Source organism: Prevotella sp. P4-67 (assembly GCF_002251325.1).
Taxonomy (GTDB): Bacteria; Bacteroidota; Bacteroidia; order Bacteroidales; family Bacteroidaceae; genus Prevotella.
In genome coordinates this window covers 79,327-103,015 of sequence record NZ_NPJL01000039.1, presented here as the reverse complement: position 1 = coordinate 103,015, position 23,689 = coordinate 79,327, and the positions used below count along the sequence as shown (strand labels likewise).

Sequence of the window (23,689 nt, the reverse complement as noted above, 5' to 3'; positions counted from 1 at the left end):
AAAACAACGATTATTTGCGATATATTAAATCATTTTATGCCAAAAGGCGCCTTTACTATGCACCGAAACCGCATTAAGCGCTGATTTAGATGCATATATTAAGATGTATCATACTGAGAACCAATCTAAAGACAGTATTTGTTCAAGTGAATTACATGTATGTAAATATGGGAGTTAATATAGATTTATGAATATTAATTCCGGCATCAACAAAGATAAATCATATTTCAATAATCTTAATTTCTGATTTAATAATCACAATCATAAAATATCCTTTACTTTTGTTGTTTGTTCTAAAAAAATGCTTTAACTTTGTAAAACGTATAAAAATGGCCATTTTTGGCCCTCTTAAACCCATTAACAGAAAATGAAGGACAGAATTAAGCAGATTATGGAAGCCCAGAGGTTGACCCAACAGGAGTTTGCCAACACCCTCGAGTTGTCTCCCGCCACCCTCAGCAGCATCTTCAATGGTCGTACCAACCCTACCCTTAACATTGTCGACGCGATAAAGAAAAAGTTTCCTGCCATCTCTACCGACTGGTTGATGTTTGGCAGTGGTTCGATGTATGGAGACCATTCCGGCGACATTGCCCAGGGCCATGACTCCGCTCCCGATGGCGGTGAACAGGTTATCGATTTCGGTGACGCTCCTCAAACGGCTCCCACCCCATCGGCTGTCAATCGTGCCCCACAGCAGGGTCAACAGCCCACTGCTGTAGTGATGAAAAATATTTACAAAACACAACGCAATATCACCGAAATTCGCATCTTCTACGATGACCAGACCTGGGAAACTTTTGTACCCAAAAAGTGATTATTCGCAAAATAATAAGTAATTTTGCAACATATAATTATATGTACGCGCGTGAGACGCCTGACGGCGTCTTCACGTGTCATCATCAAATTGCAGTGTTACTTATAAAACTCTATTTATGAAGAAGGCTTGCTTGGACTTGACCGTAAGTTCCATCGACCACCTCAACGAGAAGTACGTACTCATCAAGTTGACTTCTCAGGACGCCATGCCGCCTATGGCGCCTGGTCAGTTTGTCGAGGTGAAGGTAGAAAAGTCTCCCAATACTTTTCTGCGTCGTCCTATATCCATTCACAATTTTGATGCCGAGACCAACGAACTTTGGCTCCTTGTCGCCCGTATTGGCGACGGTACCCGCCAGATGGGCGAGCTCCATGTCGGCGATACCCTCAACTGTGTCCTTCCTTTGGGCAATGGCTTCACCATGCCCGACACTGCCGACAAGCGTCTGCTTCTGGTTGGCGGCGGCGTGGGTGTGGCCCCTCTGCTCTATTTCGGAGCCGAGATAAAGAAGATGGGCGGCCGTCCCTCGTTCCTTCTTGGCGCTCGCACCAAGACCGACCTGCTCCAGTTGGAGCTTTTCGAGGCGCTGGGCGATGTCTATGTCACCACCGAAGACGGCAGCTATGGTGAGCGCGGATTTGTCACCAATCACTCGGTGCTGCAGACCACGCATTTCGACCAGATATCCTGCTGTGGTCCCAAGCCGATGATGAAGGCTGTAGCCGCCTATGCCACCAAGCACGACGTAAGCTGCGAGGTGTCGTTGGAGAATATGATGGCCTGTGGTCTGGGTGCTTGTCTGTGCTGTGTAGAGAAGACTATTGAGGGCAATTTGTGTGTATGTAAAGATGGTCCGGTGTTAAATATTAAGAAACTGTTATGGCAAGTCTAAATGTAAAGATAAATAACCTGGAACTCTCCAACCCGGTAATGACCGCATCGGGCACTTTCGGGTATGGATTGGAGTTTGCCGACCTCGTGCCTCTGCATGAGATTGGCGGCATTATCGTCAAAGGAACCACCCTGCGTCCACGCGAGGGCAACGACTATCCCCGTATGGCCGAAGTCGCTTCGGGTATGCTCAACTGTGTGGGTCTGCAGAACAAGGGTGTCGATTATTTTTGCTCCCACATCTATCCGCAGATTAAGGATATCGACACGCGGATGATTGTCAACGTCAGCGGCAGTACGCCAGAAGACTATGCCGAGTGTGCCGCCCGCATCGACGCCCTCGACAAGATACCTGCCATCGAGCTCAATATCTCTTGCCCCAATGTCAAGGACGGTGGAATGGCCTTCGGCGTGACTTGCGCCGGCGCCACGAGTGTGGTCAAGGCCGTGCGTGAGCGTTATCACAAGACGCTCATCGTAAAGCTATCGCCCAATGTGACCGATATTGCCGAGATAGCCCGTGCCTGTGAGGCTGAAGGCGCCGACAGCGTGTCGCTCATCAATACTCTCATGGGTATGGCCATCGACACCGAGCGCCGTTGCCCCAAGCTGAGTATCGGTACCGGCGGACTGAGCGGTCCTGCCGTCAAGCCTGTTGCCCTGCGCATGGTGTGGCAGGTGGCACGTGCCGTCAAGATACCTGTCATCGGACTTGGCGGTATCTCTTCGGCCCAGGATGCCATCGAGTTCCTTATGGCTGGAGCCACAGCCATAGAGATAGGCACAGCCAACTTCATAGACCCCGCCATCGCCTACAAGGTAAAGACCGGTATCAACGATTGGCTCGACAGCCATGGCTGTGCTTCGGTACAGGAGATTATCGGCGCCGTCAATGCTTAGACAGTGACTGCAGGCCGACTGGCTCTGCATAGTGGATAATGAATGATAGCAACCGTCAGCGGGCGACTCGCACGAGCGCTCTCTGGCGGTTTGCTTTTGATTATGGCCACCGCCACAACTCCGAAGGGCATCGCTCTGACTCCTCGGCTGACCATGCTCGGTGCCCTCGATATGATAAAAAAAATGAAAATCGTTGCCTCTGAATGAAAATTATGAAGAAATAGGGCGTTTTTCTTTTATTTTTGCTTAACTTTGCGCAGCTTTGAGCTTGTGTTATATGGCTTTGGGCTATGCCTCGTCATTGTGGCGGCGGTATATATTATAAATGTATAATCAATAATAGCAAATAGATTACAATCTGATGAAGCGTATTCAGTATATCATTTTATTGTTTTTGGGACTGAGTTTCTTATGGTCATGCAACGATACCGAGACCTATGCCGAGCGCAAGGCCAAGGAGCGCGCAGCCATAGGCAAGTATATTGCCGACTCGGCAGTAAACGTTATCAGCGAGGCCAAGTTCAAGGCCAATGGCTACAAGACCGACGTGTCTAAAAATGAATTTGTACTTTTCGAGAGCAATGGTGTCTATATGCAGATTGTGCGCCAAGGATGTGGCGAGAAGCTCAAGGATGGCGAGACCGCCTATGTGCTCTGCCGTTTCACCGAGCGCAACCTGCTCACCGACTCCATACAGCTTACCAACAATATCCTCTATTACTCTGACTATTACGACAAGATGTCAGTAACCAACACATCGGGCACCTTCACCGCATCGTTCGATACCAAGAAGTGTCTCATGTATCAGGTCTATGGCACCACCTCTGTACCTGGTGGATGGCTTGTGCCCTTTACCTACATCAATCTTGGGCGTCCGGAGAACGAGAACGAAGAGATAGCCAAGGTACGACTTATCGTACCGGCTGCCCAGGGACAGAGCTATGCGATGCAGACCGTCTATCCCTGTCTGTATGATATAACTTATAAACGCGGAAGATAACTTTTAAGTAATTATGACACTCATCAAATCCATTTCAGGTATTCGTGGCACCATAGGCGGTCACACCGGCGACACTCTCAACCCGCTGGACATCGTGAAGTTTACCACAGCCTATGCCACATTCATTGGCAAGACCAAGAAGACCAACAAGATAGTAGTAGGCCGTGACGCCCGCATCTCGGGCTCGATGGTCAATCGCGTCGTTTGCGGTACCCTCATGGGTATGGGCTTCGATGTCATTGATATCGGTCTGGCCACCACACCCACTACCGAACTGGCAGTGCGCATGAGCGGCGCCGATGGTGGTATCATCATCACCGCCAGCCACAACCCACGCCAGTGGAACGCCCTGAAGCTCCTCAATGCCGAGGGCGAATTCCTTACCGCTTCCGACGGTGCCGAGGTGCTCGCCATAGCCGAGGCCGAGGCTTTCGACTATGCCGACGTAGACCATCTGGGCCATTACACCAGCGACGACAGTTTCGACCAGCGCCATATCGACAGTGTGCTGGCTCTCGAGCTCGTTGACCGCGAGGCTATCCGCAATGCCCACTTCCGTGTGGCTGTCGACACTGTCAATTCTGTGGGTGGCGTTATCCTGCCCCGTCTGCTCGACGCTCTGGGCGTAGAGTATACCATGCTCTATGGCGAGCCCACCGGCGATTTCGCCCACAACCCCGAGCCTCTGGAGAAGAATCTCGGCGGCATCATGAGCGAGGTTGCCAAGGGCGGTTACGACCTGGGTATCGTGGTCGACCCCGATGTAGACCGTCTGGCCTTCATTCAGGAAGACGGCAAGATGTATGGCGAGGAATACACCCTCGTGACCGTGGCCGACTATATCCTGGACCATGTCAAGGGTGCCACGGTGAGCAATCTGAGTTCTACCCGTGCCCTGCGCGACGTCACCGAGCGCCACGGATGCAAGTATTATGCTTCGGCAGTAGGCGAGGTCAACGTCACCACCAAGATGAAAGAAGTGGGTGCCGTCATTGGCGGCGAGGGCAATGGCGGAGTCATCTATCCTGAGAGCCACTACGGTCGCGACGCCCTCGTGGGCATCGCCCTGTTCCTCTCGTCGCTGGCCCAGAAGAAACTTACCGTCAGCCAGCTGCGCGCCACCTTCCCCACCTATTATATCGCCAAGAACCGCATCGACCTTACCCCTGAGACCGATGTCGACGCTATCCTGGTCAAGGTCAAGGAACTCTATGGCAAGGAGGCCGATGTGACCGTAACCGACATCGACGGCGTGAAGCTCGACTTCCCCGACCGTTGGGTGCACCTCCGCAAGAGCAACACCGAGCCTATCATCCGCGTCTATAGCGAGGCTTCCACTATGGAGGCTGCCGACGCGCTGGGCAAGCGCCTGATGGACGTAGTCTATTCGATGCAATAAGCCGGATGGACTAAAGTGGAAACAGCAAGACTGTTTGACTTTACTATATAAGCCCACACCTTCAGCATGAACGGTGTGGGCTTTTCTGTAACCAATAAAAAAGACAGCAGACTTCACTTTGCGGAGGTCTGCTGTCATCGTTAGGCCGGTTGTCAGAATTGCTGTTGTGGTGGCATGGATGCCGGCAATTCCTCCCGTACCTATATTATAATATATGCTTTACTCGGGAATATTCTTGAGTATCTCGAGCAGGTGGTCCCATACCATCTGTACAGTGGGAATGAGCAGACGCTCATCGGGAGTGTGTACATAGCGCAGTGTGGGGCCGAAACTTACCATGTCAAGGTTGGGGTAGCGCTCTGAGAAGAGGCCGCACTCCAGACCGGCGTGTATTCCCAGCACCTTGGGTTCTTTGCCGAAGAGCTTGCGATAGGTCTCTGCGGTGATGTCCACCAGCTTGCTGTGTGGGTTCATCTTCCATGCAGGGTAGCCGTCGGTGGTTATCACCTTGGCACCGGCCAGACGGTAAGCGGCAGCCACGGTGTTGCACATGTTGTCGAGGTTGCTCATCACGCAAGAGCGCTGCGATGACAGTACCTCCACCTCGTTGTCGGTGGTCTTCACGGCGGCTACGTTGCTCGATGTCTCTACCAGCCAGTCGAGAGCCTCGTCCTGGCACATGGCGAAGACGCCGTTGTCTACAGCCTGCAGCGCGAAGATGATGTTGTCGCCTACAGCCTTGGTGATGACAGCTGCAGCGTCGGTGCTGGTGAGGGCAAACTCCATGGCGGTGTCTGTAACGTGGAACTCATCCTCTACCTTGGCTACGAATATGTTGAAGTCGGCCTTGACCATCTCTTTGTCGGCAGCGGGAACGGCGAATACCACCTTGCCGTCGCGTGGGATGGCGTTGTGCAGCTTTCCGCTGTTGAAAGAAACCAGACGCACGTCGGTCTTCTGCATCTCGGCATAGATGAAGCGGGTGAGCAGCTTGATGGCATTGGCGCGCTTCTTGTTGATGTCGTCGCCCGAGTGTCCGCCTACCAGGCCTTTCACGGCAGCTTCCATGAAGAAGTAACCGGCAGGTGTCTCTTCGCGCTCTACGCTGAACGTGGCGATGGTGCTACGGCCACCGGCACAGCTTACGAAGAACTGGCCCTCGTCCTCAGAGTCGAGGTTGATGAGATAGTCGCCGTTCATGAAACCCGACTTCATACCTATGGCACCTGTAAGCTGGGTTTCCTCGTCGCGAGTGAACACACATTCGATGGGGCCATGCTCGATGTCGTCGCTGTCGAGCACAGCCAACTCGATGGCACAACCTATACCGTCGTCGGCACCCAGTGTGGTGCCTTTGGCGCGCAGCCATTCTCCGTCTACATAAGTCTGGATGGCATCCTTGTCAAAGTCGAACTCGATATCTACCAGCTTGTCGCAAACCATGTCCATGTGGCTCTGCAGGATTACCGTCTTGCGGTTCTCGTGGCCGGGGGTGGCGGGCTTGCGTATCAGTACGTTGCCTGTCTCGTCGACTACAGTCTCGAGACCATGGCTTTTACCAAACTCTTTGAGATACTCAATCATCTTCTCCTCGCGCTTGGAGGGGCGTGGAATCTGATTGATTTTAGCAAACTGCTCAAACACGCGAGCAGGTTTTAATTCTACGTTACTCATTTTTATGATTATTTATTTTGTCCTTTAATCTAAAAACGCTACCTTTGTCAGCAGAAAGGTGTCAATGTGATGCTGCAAAATTAATTAAAATGATAGAAACTCTACTATTAAGCGTGTTAATAATTGCTATTGCACTGGCATTATTGTGTGTGAAGTTGCTTTTTCGCAAGCACGGAGAGTTTTCTTCCCAGCATATCCATGACAGCAAGGCGATGAAAGACCGCGGTATACACTGCGTGATGGACCAGGATCGTGAAGCCCGCCAGAAGGGTGGGGCATACTGATGCGAAGGCCGTCGCCGCTAACGATGACAATAAATACTATAACTGATATGAAAAAAAATCTGATGAAAACCATGGTGGCAGTCGCAGCACTGTCGCTCGCTATGACCTCATGCAACAAGAGTACCGCTAACGACGAAGCCCAGGCTCAGCCCGTAGCTCCCAGTAGCCTGAAGATTGCCTATGTTGAGGTAGACTCGATTATGTCGCAGTATAAGTTCTGCAAAGACTATTCGCTCATTCTTCAGAAGAAGGGCCAGAACATCCAGAATACCCTTGCTGCCAAGCAGCAGCAGTTGCAGGCAGCTGCTGCCAACTTCCAGCAGAAGGTTCAGCAGAATGCCTATACCCGTGAGCAGGCCGAGGGCATCCAGGCTGGTCTGCAGAAGCAGAGCGCTGACCTCGATGCGCTCAATCGTCGTCTTTCCAACGAGTTCCAGGCAGAGACCGAGAAGTACAACGCCGCTCTGCGCGACTCTATCCAGCACTTCCTCGCTGCCTACAACAAGGACAAGAAGTATAGCCTTATCCTGAGCAAGGCCGGCGACAATCTGCTCTACGCCGACAAGGCTTACGACGTTACTGCCGAGGTGGTTGCCGGTCTCAACAAGGCCTACAAGCCCACAGCCGCTACCAAGAAGGCCACCGAAGAGAAGAAATAATTAGATACTTACCTTAGTGGGCGCACCGCAAGGCACGTTCCACAATCCACGACGGAGTATGTAGAAACCGCCGCTCACGAGCGAAAGAGTTTTTCATACTCCGTTTGTTTTGCCCTTTATCCTACACAGATTTTATTATGACCCGTCAACAGCGTTACCAGCGTGTGCTCGATTATTATCGTGAAGCCATGCCCAAGGTTACCACCGAGCTCCAGTTTGGTTCGGCTTTCCAGTTGCTGGTAGCCACGCTCCTCAGTGCCCAGTGTACTGACAAGCGCATCAACCAGGTTACCCCAGCCCTTTTCTCCCGTTATCCCACCGCGCAGGCCATGGCCCAGGCCGAGGTCGACGATGTGCTGCAGCTCATCAGTTCGGTGAGCTATCCCAATGCCAAGGCCAACCATCTGGTAGCCATGTCGCGCCAGCTGGTCAGCGACTTCCATGGCGAGGTTCCCTCCGACCGCTCCCAGCTCATGACATTGCCGGGCGTAGGGCGCAAGACCGCCAATGTCATCCAGGCCGTGTGGTTCGGCAAGCCCACCATGGCTGTTGATACCCATGTCTATCGTGTCAGCCACCGTCTGGGCCTCGTTCCCCAGACTGCCAATACGCCTCTGAAGGTCGAGCAGCAGCTCATGCGCTATATCCCCGTCCAGGACATCCCCGATGCCCACCACTGGCTCCTGCTCCATGGGCGCTATATCTGTCGGAGCAATCGTCCGCTCTGTGGCGAATGTCCCTTCGATTCATTCTGTCCAAAAAGATTTGACGATTCAAAATTATAAAATAAGGATTATGAATACTAAACTCATACTTGGATTTCTCGATACCGTGGCTCGCAATAACAATAGACCTTGGTTCCTCGAACATAAGAAAGAATACAATATATGTAAAGCCGATTTTGAGGCCGATATCACGCGTGCCATTGCCGAGATAGCTACCATCGACGCCGAGGTGGCACATCTCACGGCCAAAGACTGCATCTACCGCTTCAACCGCGATACCCGTTTCAGTCCCGACAAGTCGCCCTACAAGCGCCACTTCGGTGCCATGATTTGTGCCAAGGGCCGCAAGTCGCTCCGCGGCGGTTACTATATCCATCTGCAGCCGGGCCACAGTTTCATAGCCATCGGCTCCTACTGGCTGCCCACTCCTATCCTTACCGCATGCCGCAACGAGATTATGGGCAACATCGACCTCTGGCGCAAGGCTGTCGAGGCGGGTCCCTTCGTGCGCTATTTCGGTTATCCCGGCGAGGGCGTGATGAACGACGACGAGATGAGCGACCGCGGTTTTGGCATTGCCATGCTCAAGACTGCCCCCAAGGGTTTCCCGCGCGACTATCCCTACATCGACTATCTGCGCATGAAGGACTACTGCTGCTGGAAGCGTGTGCCCGACAGTCTCTTCGACGCTCCCGACTGGCCCCACCAACTGCTCAAGTATTTCGAGGCTGCCAAACCCATGATGGACATGATGAACAGCGTCATCGACGATTACGAGTAGCCCTCCGTTGCGACGAGACATAAAAAAGGCTCTACCCATCAGCATGGGTAGAGCCTTTTCTATAAATGGCGTGTATGTTAGAAGCGCATCTTTACTACCACGGGATAGTGGTCAGAAGGATTGCGGCGTACACCCTCTTTGAGTTTTACATCCATAGGAGCGTTGGGTGATGGTTTGGCTTCATACATCTCCACATTGTCCCAGTAACCGTCGGTGCGGATGGCGTAGCGGTCCACTTTGAAGCTCTTGCTTACAAAGATGTGGTCGATACGGCTGTTGCTGCAGTTGAGCGGGTTGAAGTCGTTGAATGTGCCGTTGGTGGCAAAGCGATACTTGCTCACCTCGTAGCAGTCGTTGAGGAATCCGGAGTTGATGAATACCTGGAAGGGCTCGCTGCGCTGGTCTACGTTGAAGTCGCCGGTAAGGATAACGGGGTCGTTCTTCTTCATCAGTTCGCGCATCTTGCTCACGATGAGCTTGGCGCCCTCTCGGCGTGCTGTCACACCGATGTGGTCCATGTGGGTGTTGAAGAAATAGAAGGTATGCTTGGTCTTGAGGTCCTTGAAGTGGCCCCATGAGCACACGCGCTTGCAGGCGGCGTCCCATCCCAGCTCTGCCTTGGTGGGGTCTTCGGCCAGCCAGAACGTGCCGCTGTCCAGCAGCTTGTAGCGGTCCTTCTTGTAGAATACGGGCGAATACTCGCCGCCCTCCTTGCCGTCCTCGCGGCCTACGCCTACGTAGGCATACTCGGGCATGAGACGCAGCATATCGTCTATCTGCTCTTTCTTAACTTCCTGGCAACCGAATACGCCTGGGTCTTCAAACTGTATCTGCTGACACATATACACTGAGCGCTTCTCCCAGCCGTTGCCGTTCTTGGCATCACCGCGGTTGGCGTTGCGGATGTTGTAGCTGCACACTACCAGGTCTTGTGCCGAGGCCATGAGGGCCATCATGAGGCACATGACAATCAAAAAGTTTTTCTTCATTGTTATTATATGGTTTATAAGTTTACTCCTTGCTTTTCTTTCCCTTCACGTAGACCAGCGCGGCACCGATAGCTGTGCAGAACTCGCTGTACTCGGGGATGATGAACCGCACGCCAAACAGCTTCTCCATCGAGGGGAACACCGTCTTGCACTGAGGCAGTAGCGTGAGGTTGCCTATGAGCACATACTCCTTGATGCCGCTGCCAAGCGACGAGAGTATGGTGGTCGAACCGATGGTCTGCAGCACGGTGGTGATGATGCCCAGCGCGATGTCTTCCCGCGTGGCGTTGCTCTTGGCATTGCCGAAGAGGCTTGCGGTCGCGTCTTTGGGCAGTCCGGGCAGTGGGTTGGGGCTGATGTCGCCTATCTGCACATCTATATTCTTCAGGTCGCCCTCGTTTGCCAGCTTGTTGATGGTGTGTATGTCGTCGGTCTGGAGCATGATGCGCGAGAGTCCCATCAGGGTGCCTCCGCCCACACCGATACCTCCGATATGGCGGATGTCGTCGCCGATACACTGCACGAGCGACGTACCGGTGCCCATCGATACCACTATCATCCGGTCGATGTCGGTCTCGTAGCTGGCGCCCAGTCCGTCGGAGATAAACTCGTCGGCCTTGGCTGTGGGCAGACCATAGATGGGCGAGTCGATGTAAGCTGCGCCTACGCCAGTAATCATGACCTGTTCCACGTCGCTCAGACTGATTTTGTTGTCATAGAGATACTTGCCGAAGGCGCCGTAGAGCGAAGCCACCGGGTCGGTGGCCTTGATGCGCTTGGGCGCTACCACTTGGCCTTCGTCGTTAATTCCCACTATCTTGGTGGTACTTATGCCCACATCTATACCTATTACAATAGCCATTGTCCGGGTTGTGATTATTATGGTGCAAAAGTAGCCAAAAAAGCTGGATTATGAGCCCTTTGCGCCAAAAATGTATGCCAATAACCCAAAAAACATATTTATATATAGCATGGGCCCCACGCAATCGGCATGATTAGCCTTCGCAGACAGCCTGGCCGCGGTCTCTTTACATTTCACTCCATTGTCATAGTGCCTTAACACGATTGTAATAACTGTTGCCTACCTTTGCGGCAGTAAAACAAAAACAAGAAATATGAGTGCAATTTATTTTCTCATTGTAGTGTTTCTGCTCTGCTTGGCGCTGTTCGACCTCTATGTCGGCGTAAGCAATGATGCAGTCAACTTTCTGCAGTCTGCGGTAGGTGCGCGCGTTGCCGCCTTTCGCACCATTCTCTTTGTGGCATCTGCCGGTGTCATATTAGGCGCCGTGATGTCGTCGGGCATGATGGATGTGGCACGCCATGGCATCATGATGCCCAACCACTATGCCATGAGCGAGGTGATGGTGGTCTTTCTGGCGGTGATGGTGACCGATGTGATAGTGCTCGACGTGTTCAACTCGCTCGGCATGCCCACCTCTACCACCGTGTCGCTGGTATTCGAGCTCTTGGGAGCCGCTGCCATCCTCGCCGCTGTCAAGATGATGGGCGACGGCAGTCTGCAAATCAATGACCTACTCAATACAGACAAGGCGCTGAGCGTTATCCTTGCCATCTTCGTGTCGGTGGCTGTAGCCTTCGTCTTCGGTGTGGCTGTGCAGTGGATAGCTCGCTTGGTGTTCACCTTCCGTCAGACCGGTGGCGGCCTGGTGGCTGTGGCGCTCTTTGGCGGCATCGCCTTCACCGCTCTGGCTTACTTCATCTTCCTCAAGGGAATGGGTGGCTCGCCCTATATCTCTGAGAGCGTGAGAACCTGGATTGGCATGCACATCCCCATGCTGCTGCTCTCCATCGGCGGAGTCTCCACGGTGCTGATGGGCGTGCTCCATCTGCTGCGTGTCAATGTCTTCCGCATCGTGGTGCTCATGGGTACCTTTGCCCTGGCTATGGCATTTGCCGGCAACGACCTGGTCAACTTCATCGGTGTGCCTCTGGCTGGACTCGACAGTTATCTCGACTATTATAACAATGGTCTCTCTACGGGCGTGGCCCCCACCCAGTACATGATGACCTCGCTCATGCAGCCTGCCAAGACTCCCGTGGTCTTCCTGCTCATAGCCGGTCTGGTGATGATTACGGCTATGGCTACCTCGAAGAAGGCCAAGCGCGTGATACAGACCTCGGTAGACCTGGCCCGTCAGGACGAGGGCGACGAGATGTTCGGCTCGTCACGTGCCGCCCGCGCCATCGTGCGCACCGTGCAGAGTGTGAGCGACAGCGTGGGTGCTGTGGTTCAGCACATCCCGGTTGTCAATAAAATCAACCAGTGGATAAACCGTCGTTTTGCCCCCGTATCGGTCAAGTCCAACGATGCAGCTGCCTTTGATGTGGTGCGTGCAGCCGTCAACCTGGTGCTGGCGTCAATGCTTATCACCATCGGTACCAACTACGCCCTCCCGCTCAGTACCACCTATGTCACCTTCATGGTGGCCATGGGTTCATCACTTGCCGACCGGGCCTGGAGTCGCGAGAGTGCCGTGTTCCGCATCACCGGCGTGCTGTCGGTCATCGGTGGATGGTTTATCACAGCCGGTGCCGCCTTCATCGCAGCCGCCGTGGTTTGCGCCGCAATGTACTATGGAGGCTTGGCTGTGCAGATAGGTTTCATCGCCCTGGTGGTCTATATCCTCTTCTTCTCTGGCAAAAGCAAGAAACGTGGCGAGTGCGACGCCGACGGCAAAGACCTCTTCCGTCTGATGATGCGTGCCCAGGAGCCCGAGATAGTTTGGGATTTGCTCAAGAAGTATGTGCGCCACACCCAGAGCGCCATTACCGCCAGACTGCTCGATGACTATGAGATGCTCATTGATGGATTTGAGAGCAACCGTCCTTCGCCCCTGCGCAAGGTGATGCGCCATCTGCGTCGCGCCAAGCAGGAACTGCGCAACGTGCGCAAGCAGCAGCTCGTGGCGCTGCAGCGTGTGCCCATTGAGATGGCTATGGAGCGTAACACCTGGTTCCACGTGGGTGTCAATGCCAGCCAGCAGCTCATCTATTGCATGCAGCGTATGCTCGAGCCAATCAAGGAGCACGTGGATAACAACTTCACCCCTGTTCCTATGTATGTCTGCACCGAGTATCAGATGATTAAGATTAGAATCGTCGAACTGATGCGCGACACCGAGACCCAGATTTCCACAGGCCGTTTCGACCGCTATCGTGATACCCTTGCCGCTGCCGACCAGCTCAAGGACGAACTCTCGCAGTATCGTCATCGCCAGATAGACCGTCTGCAGGGTATCGAGGACAACGGCCAGCTGCAGGTAGGTATGCTCTATCTCAATCTGCTGCAAGAGAGTCAGCAGCTGTTGAGCAACCTGCGTCACCAGTTGCGTGCAGCCAAGAAGTTTATGGAGTAGCCACATACGCTATAATAATAGATATGGAGAGCGTGTTGCCCACTGACGGTGGGAGCACGCTCTCCATTTTTTTGTCGGTTTTCTTGGTCGTCCCCCGTGAATGCACTACCTTTGCATCGATATAGATAGTTAAGATGATGACAGTCATAAGATATATTCTCGCCCTGTGTGTCGCGACTGCCCTTGTGGGCTGCGATAACAGAGCTACACAGCCGGTGGCCGAAGCGGCTGAGCCCATCGACTCCATCCCCATGATGGTGATGCAGATACAGCAGTGTTCGCGCCTATATACCACTGAGTATAAGGTGCGCAAGATAATAACCCAAGACGACGAACAGGCGGTGAGTGGCAGGTTGCTTGGCCGTCCCTTCAGCGTGACTCTGCCCACTGGCAAGCGCTCGGTGGCTATTCCCATCGATGCCACCATCAAGGGCTATATAGACTTTGCCGACTTCTCGGCTTCCAATATCACCCGCAGTGGAGATAGGATTGAGATAGTCTTGCCCGACCCTCAGGTGGTGATGACCTCGACCCGCATAGACCACGACAATGCCAAGGAGCGCGTGCCCCTCTTGCGCACCCATTACACCGACGCCGAGCTCAGCGCCATTGAGCGTCGCGGCCGCCAGTCCATTATCAGCAGCATACCCCAAATGGGCATCATCGAGTCTGCCCGCGCCAATGCTGCCGCCCTGCTCATACCGATGATAGAGCAGATGGGCTTCCAGCGCGACCATATCACCATTACGTTCAGACAAGACTTCGGTCCTGCCGACCTTATCAAACGTCTTACCCGTCAAACCTCCGAACATGGTAAAGCAAGACAATAAGAAGAAATCATTGGCGCGCCGCATCCTCGGCGCCATTCCCGTCAATGCGTGGATAGCCTTCTTTGTGGTGGGGGGCATCGCCCTGATGCTGCTTTGGATGGTCTATGGCCCAGGCGAAAGCAATGTGGTCACCACAGAGCGCGTGGAGCGGGTGACGCTCACGCCTACGCAGATAAAGTCTATTGAGAGCATCGGCGAATGGGAGTTCCTCGCCGTCAGCGATGAAGAGATTGTCGATACGGTCTCACATGGATTCTTTGGCGATTCCGAACTGATACGCATCTATTATGGTACCCTCCGTATGGGTATCGATTTGCGTCAGGCCCGTAAGGGATGGATTAGGCTTGAGGGCGATACAGTCTGTGCCGACCTGCCTCCCGTCCGCCTGTTGGGCAATGAGTTTATCGATGAGGCCCGCACCCAGACCTTCTATGAGACCGGCACCTGGACAGCTGCCGACCGCAAGCGCCTCTACCTCAAAGCCAGTCGTATCATGCGTCAGCGCGTTGTCAACAGGGATAACCTGAACAAAGCCAGCCAACAAGCCGAAGCCCAGATGGACAAACTGCTTCATGCTATGGGTTTCGAGCATGTGCGCATCACTGTCGGCAAATGACAAAAGCAAAAGGACAAGCCCCGAGAGCTTGTCCTTTTGTGTTTTATATATAGTATTCAGCGCTGTCCACCAGTCCGGCTCTCAGCGCATAGCGTGTGGCTTCGTGGACATTGTTGACGCCTATCTTGCGGAATATGTTCTTGCGGTGGGTGTTGACGGTGTGGAAGCTGGAGTAGCGCTTCTCGGCTATTTCGCGTGTGGTGAGCCCCAAGGCGATGTCGCGCAGTATCTCTGTCTCTGTGGGCGTGAGCCTGTTTTCCTCCTGTGTGGTCTGCGTCGGTGTGAGCAGCATCTCTGTCATTCTCCTGCATATATACCTCCTGCCTTTTGCCACCTCTGCCAGTCCTTCTCGGATTTCTTCCAGGGGCGACTCCTTGAGCAGCACGCTGAAGCGGTTGTTTCCGGCGGCAGTCATGCGGACAAAGTCTACGCTCAGGTCTTCGCTGAACAGTACCCACGACGCCTGCGGGAAGCGCTGGTTGAGAATATGCAGTTCGGCAGCGTCGCCGATGTCAAACAGGGTGTAGTCGAGTATCACGATGGCGTCACCGTCGGCACGCAGAGCATCTATCAGTTCGGTTTTGTCATCGGTGTAGCGGTATTCATATCCCGCTTCATGACAGAGAAACATGAGTCCTGCCCTTGTGATTCCCTGTCTGTCTGCTATCAATATCTGCATGATGGTCTTTGTGTTTAGAACGACATGGAGAAACTGAATCTTATACCATTCTTCTTGACGTCGGGATTGTTGTTGTAATTGATTCTTCTGACGTAGTCGACACCGAAGAACTTGAAGATATTGTGTACGCCAGCCACCACTTCCATATAGGGCGTGTGGCTGTCCATGACGTGGCTTTCAGCAGGAAATCTGAACAGCAGAGGGTCGGCCGAGTTAACCATAGGGTTGTTTTTGTCAGTGAGCTTGCCAAACATGCCCTTGAAGCTGATGTACTCGCGCCACTTGAGATGGCGGATGAGCGGAATACGGTTGAGTACCTTACCGTTGAGGTCCCAACTGATAGACCAGTAGGCGTAGCGGTCATTGAGAAACTCCATATTGCGCATCATCGAGAACGTGTTCTCATGCTCAAAGTACGATACATTGACCGGTGGCATAATCAGCAGTGGGAATGGCACCTTGCTCCATTGTGCCCCCACGTTGAGGCGGTTGTCTATATATCCCCAACTGCCCATCCAGAACCGTTTGTAAATACTGGCTTCGGTAAGGTTGAGCTTGTATTGGCCACCCAGCATGTGTTTGAAACCTGCGGTATGACTGATGCCGAATTCGGGAGCGTCGAAGTTGACCGGCAGACGCTGTTGCTTGGTGTTGATGTATGTCTGGCCGGGGCAGTATTTCAGTCCGGCTTTCACCTCAGTGGTGCGGATTTGCGATACATTGCTACCGTCGACATTATTGATAAAGCTAAGATTGCCCGTAGGGCTGTTGCTCTCCGCCTTTATCTGCGCGCTCATCTTCAGACCCCAGTCGGTCTCGTAGTCGAAAGCCAGACGCTGACGGTTGTAGAAGTACATCTGCTCCACTTTCTGTACACGAAACGCCATGAACATGTTGTCCTTGTTGTGCAGGAGGTATTTGTCGGCGGGAGACATCACGTCGCGCGTAGTTTCAAAGATGATGTTACGCTGGGGAAATTCAAACGGAACATTCTTCTTGCTGTTGAGCGAGTAGGTAAGTTCCGAAGAATAGTAATGCCTGTTCGAGCGCGAACCATAGGCGTAGTATCCTTTCCAGAACAGGTGCGGATTGAGCTTGGCTGTCGTGCGGCCGCTGACACGGAAACGAAGGCCGTCGACGAAGTTGCTCGACACAATGGTATTGACTGGGCCGAAATCAAACTTGCTGTTCTTCTTGCTGCCGGTCTCGATGTAGTTCTCCATGAAGGCTTTCAAGGTAAACAATATCCACTTATAGTTGCGCGATTGCTCCATACGGTGGATAAATGCATCCATCGACGACTCACATTTGGTCAGTTCTACAGCACGGTACTGGTTCCAGAAAGCGTCGTCCCTAATCATGGCGTCGGCTTCATGCCGCGTGTTGGCACGGCCCTTGAATATCTTGTTGGGCAGTTTATCGAAAGCATAGTCACTCAGCCTCGTCGTGCGTATGCATACCACCTTGGCTGCCTTGGCTATGATGCTCAGCTCTGCCACCATGTCATCGGTCGTCAGCGCCCAGTCTCCATTGGGCAGACGGGTATATTCCTGTATTATCTTGATGTCGTCGATGAAGTTGACGTCACTCTTCTTGGGGATAGTCATGTTACACTTCTTGACATGCAGTGTCGAGTCGGCGAGGATATACAGGTCGCCCCTGAAGCCGAAGTCCTGCTGGTTGTTGGGGATGAATTGCAGGTGATAGCACAGGTCGCGGTCCACATACACTGTGTCCTCTATATAATAGCGGTAGAAGGAGATGGCTGTCTCACCGATAGGCGAGGTGAAGGGGTGTTGCAGCAGACGGATGTGGTTGTCATAGAGGTCTATGTCGGTAAACACGTCTTTGAGCATAGTATTAAGTATTTCGCCCGTCTGCAATACGTTGTTGATGCCATCACTACGTTGGCCCTTGATGATGGTCTTTGCCGACTTGGGGTCTTTGCGATACACATGCTGCGTCACCGTCTCGTCGACCGAGATGGGCAGGATGCGCTTGTGGTTATAGGGACTGGTCTCCACAAAGTCCACCAGCCACGGCGAGCGTTTGAAGAGCCCCTGCTCCAGGTCGCTGTCGCTGATGTCGTTGAGACCGAAGGTTATCTTCTGGTATTTGTTGAACTGGTAGTAGGGGTGGTTATCGAGATGGGTGCGCTTCTTGGCTGCGATGACACGACGCATGAGCTCCACGGCAGGGTTGTCCTTGCGGCGGTATTTGCCTCTGCGTGCCTTGACCACTATCTCGTCTATCTTGCGCGACTCCGATTTCAGCTTGATGGTTAACTCCTTGGTGGCGGCGTTGACGGTGATGGAGACAGGAGTGTAGCCTACCGAACTGAATGTCAGTGTCCAGCCCTCGTGGCGTTCGATGCTGAACTTGCCATCGGCATCGCTCGACACCGCCTTGTGCTGTCCCTTGTATGAGGCACTGGCGTAGGGTATCGGGCCGCCATCGTCGGCGTCCACTATTCGCCCCGTGAGCATCGCCTGTGCCATCATGGTGAGTTTTAGCATCACCAGCAATAGCACGAGGGTAGTCCTGCGAATTAAGAGTATGTTGTTGTCATCCATTTCTTTTACGTTGTTCGAAATACAAAGGTAAGCATATTGTTGGGATGCGAGAAAACTTTTTTGTCTTTTTATGTTTTTTTCGTTAAATAGCTTTTACATTATTTTTATAATCAGTACTTTTGCACTCATGATTAGACATATACCCTTTGTTCCTACCTTGATAGCCACGGGCTTTGGTTGTGGCTTCTGGCCGTGGGGCCCTGGCACCATGGGAGCCCTCTTTGCCACCTTGCTGTGGATGGGGGCATCGTTCTGGCTCGACGCTGTCTCTCTGGCGTGGGTCACGCTTGCTGCCGCTGTGGTCTTCACCGGCTTGGGCACATGGGCTACCCACAAGTTGCAGCCGTTCTGGGGCGACGACCCCTCCCGTGTGGTTGTCGACGAGATGGTTGGAGTCTGGATTCCGCTCATCGTGTGCCCCGCGGGCCACTGGCTCTATGCGGCGCTGGCGTTTGTCCTTTTCCGGTTTTTTGATATCGTCAAACCATTGGGCATCCGTGCCCTTGACCGTCGCCGTGGCGCTTTCTGGGTTATGGCCGACGATATTCTGGCTGGCATCTATTCTCTTCTCGTCCTGTTACTGGTGATATGGATGATATGAAGACACAGCTCGTGACTTTCTGCAAGGCAGAGGCTTCGGCGGTTGTGGCTTCGGCAGCCGACTTCGCCGTTACGCTGATACTTGCTGAGCTCCTGGGGCTATGGTATGTCTGCGCCACCTTCATCGGAGCCGTCACGGGAGGTGTGGTCAACTGCATGGTCAACTACCGATGGGTCTTCTCCGCACAGCGTCTGGGCAAGATGAGGCTTGCCCTGCGCTATATCGTGGTATGGGCGGGCAGCATAGGGCTCAATACGGGGCTTACCTATCTCGTCACCGAGCTCGCCGGTTGCAATTTCATCGTGTCCAAGGTGGTTGTGGCCTGCTTGGTGGCAGTCTTGTGGAACTATCAGATGCAGCGTTGCTATGTCTTCGCGTGCCGTCATGACAATATGGATAATAATCAATAGAAATATGAATTACAGAGATTTTCTTCAACGCGTAATCTACGTCATCATCAATCCCATTATCCAGGTTATGGTCAAGGTGGGCATTACCCCCAATATGGTGACCACCATAGGATTTGTGGGCAATCTTGCTGCCACCTCACTCTTTGTTGTCGCAGCCCTCATGGTCCGCAGCGGCGATACCGCCCAGGCCATGGAGATGGTAGGATGGGGTGGTGCCACGATACTCTTTGCCGGACTCTTCGACATGATGGACGGGCGGTTGGCCCGCGTCAGCGGCAAGTCTTCGGTCTTCGGCGCCCTGTGGGACTCTACCCTCGACCGCTATAGCGAGATGGTTTCGCTCTTCGGCGTCTCGGTCGTATTCCTTTACTGCGACTGGTTCTGGATGGGCATCGCCACCTATGCAGCCATCCTGGGTTCGGTGATGGTCAGTTATGTGCGAGCCCGAGCCGAGGGGTTGGGCATCGAGTGCAAGGTAGGACTCCTCCAGCGTCCCGAGCGTGTGGTCATCACCGCCTTGGCGGCTATCGCGAGCGGAGCGACCGGCAATCTGTGGTGGCTGGCTGGCGGTATGCTGGTCATCGCCGTCCTTGCCAATCTTACTGCCTGCTGGCGCATAGCCCATTGCTACAAAGTGTTGAACGCCGGCAAGAAGCAGTAACCCCCTATGTTCAGCATCTATATTCTTGTGGTCTATGTGGCGCTCGTTGCCCTCAGACCCACCCGCCGTGTGGCGCTGGCGCTGATGCCTTGGGTCATCTTCGCCTGCTCCTACGATGCCATGCGCCTCTATCCCAACTATATGGTCAACGACATCGACGTGCGCCAGCTCTATGATACCGAGCTCAGATGGTTTGGCATTGCCCTGTCCTCCGGCGAGACGGTTATTCCCGGCGCCTGGTTTGCCCAGCACCATCATGTCGTGGCCGATGTCATGGCAGGGCTCTTCTATCTGTGCTGGGTGCCTGTGCCCTTGGCCTTTGCGCTGTGTCTCTATTTCCGTGGCAGATATTCGGTCTATCTCCGCTTCTCCATTGCCTTCCTTGTGGTCAATCTGATAGGCTTTTGCGTCTATTACATCCATCCCGCCGCCCCGCCATGGTATGCTCTTGACTATGGATTTACCCCCGTTCTGCATACGCCGGGCAATATGGCGGGTCTCGCGCGCTTTGATGCCCTCACCGGGCTGCCCGTCTTCCATGCCCTGTATGGCCAGAATGCCAATGTCTTTGCCGCGGTGCCTTCGCTGCATGCCGCCTACATGCTGGTAGCCACTGTCTATGCCGTCCTGGGTCGCAGCCGCCGTTGGCTTGTCGCGCTCTTCGCCTTTATCTGCATCGGCATCTGGTTTACGGCTGTCTACACCTGCCACCATTACATCATCGATGTCTTGCTGGGCATCGTCACGGCGCTTGTGGGTGTGGCGCTTACCGAGTGGGTACTTGCCCATACAGCCCGAGGGCGCCGCTGGACCGACCGCTACATGTCGTGGATAAGGCGCTGACCCGCTACAAACCAAAAGACCATCTTCTCCGCAGTGGTGAAGATGGTCTTTTGGGTTATGATGATACATTCTTATCGCGTTTCCATCAGTTGTGAGGCATCGATGCTGCCCGAGCCGTTGGCTCTCCTGTTGAGGTGGCGTGCCGAACCTTTCAGCGTGATGTCGCCCGAACCGTATGTATAGGCGTTGATTACTCCGCAGCGTTGCGCCTTGACCTCGATGCTGCCCGAACCATAGAGCATGATGTTGGTATTCTTGACCCTGTCCTGCTTGATTTCGATATCGCCCGAGCCGCGCAGCCAGATGTTCGATGTGGCACAGCGCAGATAGTCGACTTCCACATCGCCCGAACCGCGCAGATTGACGGTAAAGTTGTCGCATATTACGTATTTCATGTCGGCATCGCCCGAGCCTACGATTTCTACCGTCAGGTTGTCGCTGTCTATCTTGCCCTTGGACTCGAAGTCGCCGCTGCCCCTAAGCGTTACGCCTACCAGGTCGGGCGAGGTTACATATACCTTGACATCATCTCCTGAGTCGAAGCTGAACATACGCGATCCGCTGTTGTAGCCTACTCTGAGTATGTTGCCCCTCACGTAGGTCGTGACGCGGTCTACCTCTTTGGCTTTTCCCACGACCTTGACGCTCGGTCTGTTGCCCTGGGTGTATACGATGTCTATACTTCCTACAGATTCTATTCTTGTGAAGTTGGGTACTCTACGCTGCGATACGGTGTTGCCTTCAGTTGCGTCAACGTGCTTTCCTGCTGCCTGCATGGCGGTGCAAGTCATCAGCGCCACCAGTGCCATAATGATTATTCGTTTCATATTTGTCATTGTTTTATTGGTTTCTGATTATTGGACGAACCATCGGCAGGAAAAGTTGCACCGATGCCGATTTTTTTTCAGCGTATGCAGTTTTGCTCCAGAAAGAGTCTGAACTCGTCTTTATAGCCGTTGAACACATTGATGTCTACCTCGCCCCTGATACCATTGACGCGGCCGTCGGCACACAGCTGCCAGTAGGCCAGGCGCACATCGGGCTTGTATTCGCCATAGCGTGCTATCCACACCGGATGGTTGCTGCGCACGTCGGGGGCGTAGGGCAGATAGGTGTTGACAAACATCTGGCTGATGTAGAGCACCGGTGCCACGCCCGAGCGCAGTCTTACCACCCTGAGCCATGCTCTCACCTCGCGCCAGAGGGCTTCGGGGCCGCCCATGCGTTTGATTTGTGCCGTCGAGGGTTCTATGTCGAGCACCGGAGGCAGGTCGCCCTTTGACAGGCGGGCGTGGCGCAGGAAGTGGCGTGCCTGTGCTGCTCCCGGAGTGGTGGTCGAGAAGAAGTGGTAACTGCCCACGTGTATATTGTGGCTTCGTGCCTGGCGATAGTCGGCTGCGTAGTAGCGGTTGCGTATGGAGATGCCCTCAGTGGCTTTGATGTACATGAAGGAGATGGGGTAGTCCACATGCCCGTTGATGCGCTTGCGGCTCGACGTGCCGAGATGGCTGATGCGCAGTCGCTGCCAGTCGATGCCGAATTTCTTCTTGCCTTTCTCGTGTTGAAATCGCGAGATGTCTATGCCATAGATGCGGTCAGAGGTATAGGTGAGGCGCTCGCCGCGATAGTTTCCGGATTCCCATTCACCTGCTTGCAGTGCCGTGTTGAGCCCCGTCTGATAGCCGAAACCTTCTCTGTGTCCGGCTTTCCAGCTGCCGCAGTATGTGCGACAGCCGTCATAGCAGAGAGTGCCGTGACCGTGGGGGCGCCCACGGCGGTCCATGTCGCCTCTGTACCAGTCGGTGCGGTGGCGGCTGATGCCGTAGCAGAGGGTGTCGGCATTGAAGCGTCCCCATAGCTCCACACTGTCGGGGCAGAAGATGAGGCCCTCGCCCTGGCGGCGACCCTTGACCCTATATCCGGCAGTGACCGAGCCATTGTCCTGGCGGCTGAGCCAGTAGCCGGTATAGCCGGCAGGTAGGGGACCGATGGGGGTGATACCCAGTCTGCGGCTGATGTTGAGCCTGTTGTCGCGTATGACGTGGCGGGCGTAAAGGTCGCGATAGGTGGTGACCAGTGCCTCTTCGTCCAGCATCCTCGGCCATGCCACCATGCTCACGGCCCTTGCGCTGTCTGGGGTAATGCTGTCTGTACGTTGCAGCAGCAGATAGCCTTGCCTGCTGCGCTCTGCCACAGCGTGCAGCGGGTAGCGCTGCCGTTGTTTTCCCTCTTTCACAATGGCTTCGTATCGGGCCTGGGTGGTAAACTTGGCGCCCGAGAGGTTGGCGAGTGCTTTGCGGAGGATGGATATGCGCTGAGTGATGATGGCCGTCTGGCGCTTACTGTCGCGCTGCAGCGACAGCAGTCTTTGCAGTTGTCGGTCCTGGCGGCGGTAATAGCGTGTAATGTCGTGATAGCCTTCGTCCTGCACGCCGTGTACCCGCAGATAGTATTTCAGATTGGCTGTCTCGCGGCGCTGCTCGTCGATGTTTCTCTTCAGGGTATAGCCGCCCTCTTCGTCGCCCCGATAGTAGTGAAGCATATCTTCGTAGAGTGCCAGCTCGCGGCGCAGGTGAAGGGCTGTGGCTGTGCTGTCGCCGCCATAGATGGGGCGGGCAATGGGAGTGGCAAGACTGCCGTGACAGGAGGGGAGCAACGCCCAACGGTTTACCCACACCGCCGGGGTGTAGATGGTATCGGTATAGGCAGGAGTCCATGTGTCGAAGTTGCGGTAGGGTCGCGTGGTGTCGCGGTCGTCGATGTTGCTGATGAGTGGCATAGACAGCGTGCCTACAGACAGCAGTGCGCAGCGTTGCTGCTCTATCATCGCCATGCAGCGGTGCTGGTCTTCGGGGGCGGGCAGGCTCAGCCACCATGCCGCTGCCGCTGCAAGTGCTGCCGCCGTCACGATGCCACCTATATATCTTATGGTTTTCTTCATCTCTATGTGCTATTGTCAATTGAAAGGCGAAAT

General features: G+C 54.0%; 23 protein-coding genes. 16 read left to right on the top strand and 7 right to left on the bottom strand.

Annotation, left to right across the window (positions count from 1 at the left end):
• Nucleotides 1–367 precede the first annotated feature (367 nt).
• From CIK92_RS06450 to glmM, 5 genes are all read left to right on the top strand, one after another.
• Nucleotides 368–817, top strand: a complete 450-nt coding sequence (locus CIK92_RS06450) for a helix-turn-helix domain-containing protein (protein WP_094388532.1) — start codon at nucleotides 368–370, stop codon at nucleotides 815–817.
• 118 nt (nucleotides 818–935) lie between these two features.
• Complete coding sequence (locus CIK92_RS06445) at nucleotides 936–1,712, top strand: dihydroorotate dehydrogenase electron transfer subunit (RefSeq protein WP_022310778.1); 777 nt, start codon at nucleotides 936–938, stop codon at nucleotides 1,710–1,712.
• A complete protein-coding gene (locus CIK92_RS06440) occupies nucleotides 1,700–2,611 on the top strand; it encodes a dihydroorotate dehydrogenase (protein WP_022310777.1) in 912 nt (303 codons plus the stop codon). Before CIK92_RS06445 ends, CIK92_RS06440 begins: the two co-directional genes overlap by 13 nt.
• 361 nt (nucleotides 2,612–2,972) lie before the next feature.
• Complete coding sequence (locus tag CIK92_RS06435; RefSeq protein WP_022310776.1) at nucleotides 2,973–3,611, top strand: DUF4827 domain-containing protein; 639 nt, start codon at nucleotides 2,973–2,975, stop codon at nucleotides 3,609–3,611.
• A gap of 13 nt (nucleotides 3,612–3,624) precedes the next feature.
• Nucleotides 3,625–5,010 (top strand): phosphoglucosamine mutase, encoded by a 1,386-nt coding sequence (gene glmM, locus CIK92_RS06430; protein ID WP_094388531.1) that lies wholly within the window; start codon nucleotides 3,625–3,627, stop codon nucleotides 5,008–5,010.
• Between the two features lie 219 nt (nucleotides 5,011–5,229).
• Here the strand turns inward: glmM and CIK92_RS06425 are convergent, their stop codons facing one another.
• The gene (locus CIK92_RS06425; protein ID WP_094388530.1) at nucleotides 5,230–6,684 is read right to left on the bottom strand and encodes an aminoacyl-histidine dipeptidase; all 1,455 of its coding nucleotides are present in this window, start codon (nucleotides 6,682–6,684) and stop codon (nucleotides 5,230–5,232) included.
• 89 nt (nucleotides 6,685–6,773) lie between these two features.
• Here CIK92_RS06425 and CIK92_RS06420 point away from each other — a divergent pair, with 89 nt between their 5' ends.
• From CIK92_RS06420 to CIK92_RS06405, 4 genes are all read left to right on the top strand, one after another.
• On the top strand, nucleotides 6,774–6,968 hold the full coding sequence (locus CIK92_RS06420; RefSeq protein WP_022310773.1) for a hypothetical protein: 195 nt from the start codon (nucleotides 6,774–6,776) through the stop codon (nucleotides 6,966–6,968).
• A 47-nt stretch (nucleotides 6,969–7,015) separates the two neighbouring features.
• The gene (locus CIK92_RS06415) at nucleotides 7,016–7,627 is read left to right on the top strand and encodes an OmpH family outer membrane protein (RefSeq protein ID WP_094388529.1); all 612 of its coding nucleotides are present in this window, start codon (nucleotides 7,016–7,018) and stop codon (nucleotides 7,625–7,627) included.
• A 137-nt stretch (nucleotides 7,628–7,764) separates the two neighbouring features.
• Entirely contained in the window at nucleotides 7,765–8,412 is a 648-nt protein-coding gene (gene nth, locus CIK92_RS06410; RefSeq protein WP_022310771.1) for an endonuclease III, read from the top strand.
• A gap of 10 nt (nucleotides 8,413–8,422) precedes the next feature.
• A complete protein-coding gene (locus tag CIK92_RS06405) occupies nucleotides 8,423–9,133 on the top strand; it encodes a DUF2461 domain-containing protein (RefSeq protein ID WP_094388528.1) in 711 nt (236 codons plus the stop codon).
• Nucleotides 9,134–9,210: 77 nt separating this feature from the next.
• Here the strand turns inward: CIK92_RS06405 and CIK92_RS06400 are convergent, their stop codons facing one another.
• Both CIK92_RS06400 and coaW read right to left on the bottom strand, forming a co-directional pair.
• Entirely contained in the window at nucleotides 9,211–10,122 is a 912-nt protein-coding gene (locus tag CIK92_RS06400; protein WP_094388527.1) for an endonuclease/exonuclease/phosphatase family protein, read from the bottom strand.
• A 22-nt stretch (nucleotides 10,123–10,144) separates the two neighbouring features.
• A complete protein-coding gene (coaW, locus tag CIK92_RS06395) occupies nucleotides 10,145–10,984 on the bottom strand; it encodes a type II pantothenate kinase (protein WP_094388526.1) in 840 nt (279 codons plus the stop codon).
• A 253-nt stretch (nucleotides 10,985–11,237) separates the two neighbouring features.
• Here coaW and CIK92_RS06390 point away from each other — a divergent pair, with 253 nt between their 5' ends.
• The 3 genes from CIK92_RS06390 to CIK92_RS06380 all read left to right on the top strand — a co-directional run bounded on the left by CIK92_RS06390 (nucleotide 11,238) and on the right by CIK92_RS06380 (nucleotide 14,948).
• Complete coding sequence (locus CIK92_RS06390; protein ID WP_094385967.1) at nucleotides 11,238–13,502, top strand: inorganic phosphate transporter; 2,265 nt, start codon at nucleotides 11,238–11,240, stop codon at nucleotides 13,500–13,502.
• A 134-nt stretch (nucleotides 13,503–13,636) separates the two neighbouring features.
• Nucleotides 13,637–14,332 (top strand): DUF4230 domain-containing protein, encoded by a 696-nt coding sequence (locus tag CIK92_RS06385; protein WP_254046014.1) that lies wholly within the window; start codon nucleotides 13,637–13,639, stop codon nucleotides 14,330–14,332.
• Entirely contained in the window at nucleotides 14,313–14,948 is a 636-nt protein-coding gene (locus CIK92_RS06380; RefSeq protein WP_254046013.1) for a DUF4230 domain-containing protein, read from the top strand. The genes CIK92_RS06385 and CIK92_RS06380 overlap by 20 nt, the downstream gene beginning before the upstream one ends.
• 43 nt (nucleotides 14,949–14,991) lie before the next feature.
• On the opposite strand, the gene CIK92_RS06375 is transcribed toward CIK92_RS06380, so the two are convergent.
• Both CIK92_RS06375 and CIK92_RS06370 read right to left on the bottom strand, forming a co-directional pair.
• Complete coding sequence (locus CIK92_RS06375) at nucleotides 14,992–15,627, bottom strand: response regulator transcription factor (protein ID WP_094388525.1); 636 nt, start codon at nucleotides 15,625–15,627, stop codon at nucleotides 14,992–14,994.
• A 14-nt stretch (nucleotides 15,628–15,641) separates the two neighbouring features.
• Nucleotides 15,642–18,200 (bottom strand): DUF5686 and carboxypeptidase-like regulatory domain-containing protein, encoded by a 2,559-nt coding sequence (locus CIK92_RS06370; RefSeq protein ID WP_173823807.1) that lies wholly within the window; start codon nucleotides 18,198–18,200, stop codon nucleotides 15,642–15,644.
• A 130-nt stretch (nucleotides 18,201–18,330) separates the two neighbouring features.
• Here CIK92_RS06370 and CIK92_RS06365 point away from each other — a divergent pair, with 130 nt between their 5' ends.
• The 4 genes from CIK92_RS06365 to CIK92_RS06350 are packed head-to-tail and all read left to right on the top strand — an operon-like array spanning nucleotide 18,331 to nucleotide 20,715.
• Nucleotides 18,331–18,801 (top strand): phosphatidylglycerophosphatase A, encoded by a 471-nt coding sequence (locus CIK92_RS06365; protein ID WP_173823809.1) that lies wholly within the window; start codon nucleotides 18,331–18,333, stop codon nucleotides 18,799–18,801.
• On the top strand, nucleotides 18,798–19,211 hold the full coding sequence (locus tag CIK92_RS06360) for a GtrA family protein (RefSeq protein WP_254046012.1): 414 nt from the start codon (nucleotides 18,798–18,800) through the stop codon (nucleotides 19,209–19,211). Before CIK92_RS06365 ends, CIK92_RS06360 begins: the two co-directional genes overlap by 4 nt.
• A 4-nt stretch (nucleotides 19,212–19,215) precedes the next feature.
• On the top strand, nucleotides 19,216–19,872 hold the full coding sequence (locus CIK92_RS06355) for a CDP-alcohol phosphatidyltransferase family protein (protein ID WP_094385973.1): 657 nt from the start codon (nucleotides 19,216–19,218) through the stop codon (nucleotides 19,870–19,872).
• A gap of 6 nt (nucleotides 19,873–19,878) precedes the next feature.
• On the top strand, nucleotides 19,879–20,715 hold the full coding sequence (locus CIK92_RS06350; protein WP_094388524.1) for a phosphatase PAP2 family protein: 837 nt from the start codon (nucleotides 19,879–19,881) through the stop codon (nucleotides 20,713–20,715).
• A 71-nt stretch (nucleotides 20,716–20,786) separates the two neighbouring features.
• Here CIK92_RS06350 and CIK92_RS06345 read toward each other — a convergent pair whose 3' ends face one another.
• Together CIK92_RS06345 and CIK92_RS14035 are read right to left on the bottom strand one after the other, a co-directional pair.
• On the bottom strand, nucleotides 20,787–21,542 hold the full coding sequence (locus tag CIK92_RS06345) for a head GIN domain-containing protein (protein WP_158214749.1): 756 nt from the start codon (nucleotides 21,540–21,542) through the stop codon (nucleotides 20,787–20,789).
• 77 nt (nucleotides 21,543–21,619) lie between these two features.
• Nucleotides 21,620–23,656 (bottom strand): GH25 family lysozyme, encoded by a 2,037-nt coding sequence (locus CIK92_RS14035; protein WP_254046011.1) that lies wholly within the window; start codon nucleotides 23,654–23,656, stop codon nucleotides 21,620–21,622.
• Nucleotides 23,657–23,689: the final 33 nt, after the last annotated feature.

Bases quoted from the DNA above. Each gene is read 5' to 3' on its own strand.
- CIK92_RS06450 (WP_094388532.1), top strand. From the start codon at position 368: ATGAAGGACAGAATTAAGCAGATTATGGAAGCCCAGAGGTTGACCCAA.
- CIK92_RS06445 (WP_022310778.1), top strand. From the start codon at position 936: ATGAAGAAGGCTTGCTTGGACTTGACCGTAAGTTCCATCGACCACCTC.
- CIK92_RS06440 (WP_022310777.1), top strand. From the start codon at position 1,700: ATGGCAAGTCTAAATGTAAAGATAAATAACCTGGAACTCTCCAACCCG.
- CIK92_RS06435 (WP_022310776.1), top strand. From the start codon at position 2,973: ATGAAGCGTATTCAGTATATCATTTTATTGTTTTTGGGACTGAGTTTC.
- glmM (WP_094388531.1), top strand. From the start codon at position 3,625: ATGACACTCATCAAATCCATTTCAGGTATTCGTGGCACCATAGGCGGT.
- CIK92_RS06425 (WP_094388530.1), bottom strand. From the start codon at position 6,684: ATGAGTAACGTAGAATTAAAACCTGCTCGCGTGTTTGAGCAGTTTGCT.
- CIK92_RS06420 (WP_022310773.1), top strand. From the start codon at position 6,774: ATGATAGAAACTCTACTATTAAGCGTGTTAATAATTGCTATTGCACTG.
- CIK92_RS06415 (WP_094388529.1), top strand. From the start codon at position 7,016: ATGAAAAAAAATCTGATGAAAACCATGGTGGCAGTCGCAGCACTGTCG.
- nth (WP_022310771.1), top strand. From the start codon at position 7,765: ATGACCCGTCAACAGCGTTACCAGCGTGTGCTCGATTATTATCGTGAA.
- CIK92_RS06405 (WP_094388528.1), top strand. From the start codon at position 8,423: ATGAATACTAAACTCATACTTGGATTTCTCGATACCGTGGCTCGCAAT.
- CIK92_RS06400 (WP_094388527.1), bottom strand. From the start codon at position 10,122: ATGAAGAAAAACTTTTTGATTGTCATGTGCCTCATGATGGCCCTCATG.
- coaW (WP_094388526.1), bottom strand. From the start codon at position 10,984: ATGGCTATTGTAATAGGTATAGATGTGGGCATAAGTACCACCAAGATA.
- CIK92_RS06390 (WP_094385967.1), top strand. From the start codon at position 11,238: ATGAGTGCAATTTATTTTCTCATTGTAGTGTTTCTGCTCTGCTTGGCG.
- CIK92_RS06385 (WP_254046014.1), top strand. From the start codon at position 13,637: ATGATGACAGTCATAAGATATATTCTCGCCCTGTGTGTCGCGACTGCC.
- CIK92_RS06380 (WP_254046013.1), top strand. From the start codon at position 14,313: ATGGTAAAGCAAGACAATAAGAAGAAATCATTGGCGCGCCGCATCCTC.
- CIK92_RS06375 (WP_094388525.1), bottom strand. From the start codon at position 15,627: ATGCAGATATTGATAGCAGACAGACAGGGAATCACAAGGGCAGGACTC.
- CIK92_RS06370 (WP_173823807.1), bottom strand. From the start codon at position 18,200: ATGGATGACAACAACATACTCTTAATTCGCAGGACTACCCTCGTGCTA.
- CIK92_RS06360 (WP_254046012.1), top strand. From the start codon at position 18,798: ATGAAGACACAGCTCGTGACTTTCTGCAAGGCAGAGGCTTCGGCGGTT.
- CIK92_RS06355 (WP_094385973.1), top strand. From the start codon at position 19,216: ATGAATTACAGAGATTTTCTTCAACGCGTAATCTACGTCATCATCAAT.
- CIK92_RS06350 (WP_094388524.1), top strand. From the start codon at position 19,879: ATGTTCAGCATCTATATTCTTGTGGTCTATGTGGCGCTCGTTGCCCTC.
- CIK92_RS06345 (WP_158214749.1), bottom strand. From the start codon at position 21,542: ATGAAACGAATAATCATTATGGCACTGGTGGCGCTGATGACTTGCACC.
- CIK92_RS14035 (WP_254046011.1), bottom strand. From the start codon at position 23,656: ATGAAGAAAACCATAAGATATATAGGTGGCATCGTGACGGCGGCAGCA.